The sequence below is a fragment of the Zoogloea sp. genome (genome assembly GCF_030157465.1).
GTDB lineage: Bacteria > Pseudomonadota > Gammaproteobacteria > Burkholderiales > Rhodocyclaceae > Zoogloea.
Genome location: NZ_JAOAUU010000098.1, coordinates 1 through 3,350 on the forward strand (window position 1 = coordinate 1; position 3,350 = coordinate 3,350).

General features: G+C 66.1%; 2 protein-coding genes. Both read left to right on the forward strand.

All coding sequences use genetic code 11. The annotated features are described in order from the left end of the window. Positions 1-2,334, forward strand: a 2,334-nt coding sequence (locus Q1W26_RS12565; protein ID WP_300440566.1) for an EAL domain-containing protein, incomplete at its 5' end; no start/stop codon positions are given. A 13-nt stretch (positions 2,335-2,347) separates the two neighbouring features. Beyond that, entirely contained in the window at positions 2,348-3,121 is a 774-nt protein-coding gene (locus Q1W26_RS12570; RefSeq protein ID WP_300440568.1) for a hypothetical protein, read from the forward strand. Positions 3,122-3,350: the final 229 nt, after the last annotated feature.

Sequence of the window (3,350 nt, forward strand, 5' to 3'; positions counted from 1 at the left end):
CTTCTCGATTTCGGGCACATGCTGGGCTATCGCGGCATGCCGGATTTCGTCACACAGGCAAGCCCGCAAAAGGCCATTGTCTTCTGGCTGGGCGCACGTTTTCTCGTGGCGATCGGGCTGCTCGCCGCCGCGCTGCGCCCCTGGGAGCCGATGCTCGACTCCCGCGGCCGCTACAGGCTCCTCGCCGGTGTGCTCATCTATGTGGCGGGCGTTTACGGCGTCCAGCTGCTTGCGCCAGACCTGGTGCCGGATTTCTTCATCCCGGGCAAGGGGCTCACCGCCCTCAAGATCAGCCTCGAATACGGACTCGTGCTGATCTACGGGCTCGCCGCGATCATTTTCTACCGCCGGGCGCACTCCGGCGCCACCTTCAACGCCGCCGACCTTTTCCGGGCTTCATCGGTCGCCGTGCTGTCCGAGCTGTGCTTCACCCAATACGCCTCGGTCAGTGACATCTACAATCTGGCCGGACACATCTTCAAGATCGTGTCCTACGGGTTCATCTACCGGGCCGTCTTCATCGAGAGCGTGCACCAGCCCTTCAATGCCCTGAACCGCGCCCTGGCCAAGGAAACCCAGTGGGCTACCGAACAGCACTCCCTCGTGCGCACCCTCGACATGCTCGACGAAGCCGTGGTCGAACTGGACCCGAACGGCCACATCCTCAACGCCAATAACGGCTGGTGGCAACTCACCGAAACCAGGCCAAGCGCCGGCGAGATCGCCGACTCCGTCCACCCGGAAGACCGGGAAGCCTTCCGGGCCTACCTGAAAAACCTGCAAAGCGGCGAGAAGGACGAATTCCACGGCCGCTTCCGCTTCATTGCCGAAGCCGCCTTCGAACGCTGGATGGAATGCCGCTTCGTGGCCGAGCAGGCCCAGGGCGGCCGCGTCGTCGGAATACGCGGCGTGCTGCGCGACATCACCAAAACCTATCTGCAGGAACGCCACATCGCCCACATGGCGCTGCACGACGCCCCCACCGGCCTGCCCAACCGGGTTCTGCTGGAAGACCGTATCTGCAAGGCGGTACAGCTCGCCAAGCGCACCCAGGACCGGGTCGCCGTGTGCTTCATCGATCTCGATCACTTCAAGAACATCAACGATGCCTACGGCCACAAAACCGGCGATGCGCTGCTGCTGTCGATGGCCAAGGCCCTCGAGAAAAGCCTGCGCGACGGCGACACCGTGGCCCGCTGGGGCGGCGACGAGTTCGTCGCCCTGCTGCCGGGACTGGACAGCCTGGAGGACACCCGCCGCGTGGCCCGCAAGCTGATCGATGTCATGCGCCAAAGCTACGACCTGGCCGGGCAACCGATCAACGCCACGTTCAGCATGGGCATCTCCCTCTACCCCGACGACGGCGACAGCGTGGACACGCTCCTCGCCCATGCCGACCGGGCCATGTTCTACGCCAAATCCCAGGGGCGGAACAACTTCCAGCTGTTCACCGAAATGTCCGCCAAGGGGCTGGGCAAGAAGGAGCTTTACATCCAGTCGCGCCTGGCCCAGGCGATCCGCGACGGCGTGATCGAAACCTGGTTCCAGCCGCAGGTGCTGGCCACCCCGACCCCCGACGGCCGGCACCCCCTTGTCGGCGTCGAAGCCCTGGCCCGCTGGAAAGACCCCGACCTGGGCTGGATTTCGCCCGCCACCTTCATTCCCATGGCCGAGAGCCTCGGCCTCATCAGCGATCTCGGCCAGCTCGTCAGGCGCCGGGCGCTGGAGCAATACCAGCACTGGCGCACCCGGCGCCCCGACCTTAACCTCTCCCTCAACATTTCCAAGCGCCAGCTGTTTGCACCGGATTTCGTCGCCACGCTGCTCCAGGACACCGCCTGCTACGGTATCCCCCCCGAAGCCGTGATCCTCGAAGTCACCGAATCGGTCGCACTGATGGAAGTCGAGTTTGCCGAAGAGCGCCTGCGCCAGCTCGTCGACGCCGGCTTCACGCTGTCGATCGACGATTTCGGCACCGGCTACGCCTCGCTCTCCCAACTGCACGAACTGCCGGTGGGCGAGCTCAAGATCGACATCTCGTTCGTGCAGCGCGCCCACACACCAGACGGGCTGCGGGTGCTGCAAGCCATCGTCCACCTGGCCAAGGCCCTGGGGCTGCGAACCGTTGCCGAAGGCGTCGAAACCGCCGCCACGACCGCCACGCTGCGCGAACTGCAAGTGGACATCCTGCAGGGCTATCACTTCGGCCATGCCGTTCCGGGGCACGAACTTGAAGAACTCCCGTTCTTTACGCACGCGCCCGAGATGGTTCCCGCTATGGAGCCCGACATTACGGCCAACCTGCCCGACGGCAACCCCGCCGTGAGCACCTGAAACCCCCGCGCCCATGTTCCGCGCGCTACGCATCGCCCTCCTGCTTTTCATCCTGGCCACCCTCGCGGTGGGCGCCTGGAAAAGCAAAGCCCGGGCAAACGCGTGGCAAAGCACCCTGCACGCCACGATTTACCCGATCGCCGCCGACGACTCCGCCGTCACGCGGCGGATCGTAGCCAGCCTGCACGCCGACGACTTCGCGCCCATCAGCGAATGGCTGCAGAACGAAGTCGAGCGCCACGGCCGGCCGCTGCTGCGCCCGCTGGCGATCAATCTCGCCGCGCCGCTCGAATCCCTGCCACCCGCCTTCCCCGCCAATGGCAACGGCGTAGCCGTCGCCCTGTGGAGCCTGCAGCTGCGTTTCTGGGCCTGGCGCCACGACGCGGCACCGGGGCCGCGGCCGGATGTGCGCCTGTTCGTGCTCTACCACGATCCGGCCCGCACGCCCGAGCTGGATCACTCGCTGGGCCTCGAGAAAGGCCTGATCGGCGTCGTCAAAGTTTTTGCGAGCCGCGACGAGCGGCAGCGCAACGCCGTGGTGATCGCCCACGAACTGCTCCACACCCTGGGAGCCACCGACAAATACGACGCCCGCAGCCTGTTGCCCGTCTTCCCTGACGGCTACGCCGAGCCCGCCCGCCTGCCGCGCCACCCGCAGGCGCTGGCCGAAATCATGGCCGGGCGGATTCCGGTCTCCGGCGACGCGGCCACCATTCCGGACTCCCTGCGGGAAACCCGGATCGGCCCGCAAACTGCCGCCGAAACCGGCCTGACGGCCAGCCCCTAGTCCGCCCCGGCCGCACGGCAACGCGGGCGAAAGCCGCCCAAGCTGCGCTATCCTCCCGGCGACACCTAAAAATCGGGCAGGGGAACCATGGCCTCAGAACACTTCTCTGCGGAAGCCGAGCGCATCCGCCAACGGACCATGGACACCCTCCTGGCCGCCTTCTCCGAACTCTCCGAGGGGCTGCTGATCGTCGACCGGCAGGCCCGGATCGTCTGGATGAACGAGAAAT

Excerpts from the sequence above, each read along its gene's own strand:
- Q1W26_RS12570 (WP_300440568.1), top strand. The coding sequence starts at position 2,348 with ATGTTCCGCGCGCTACGCATCGCCCTCCTGCTTTTCATCCTGGCCACC.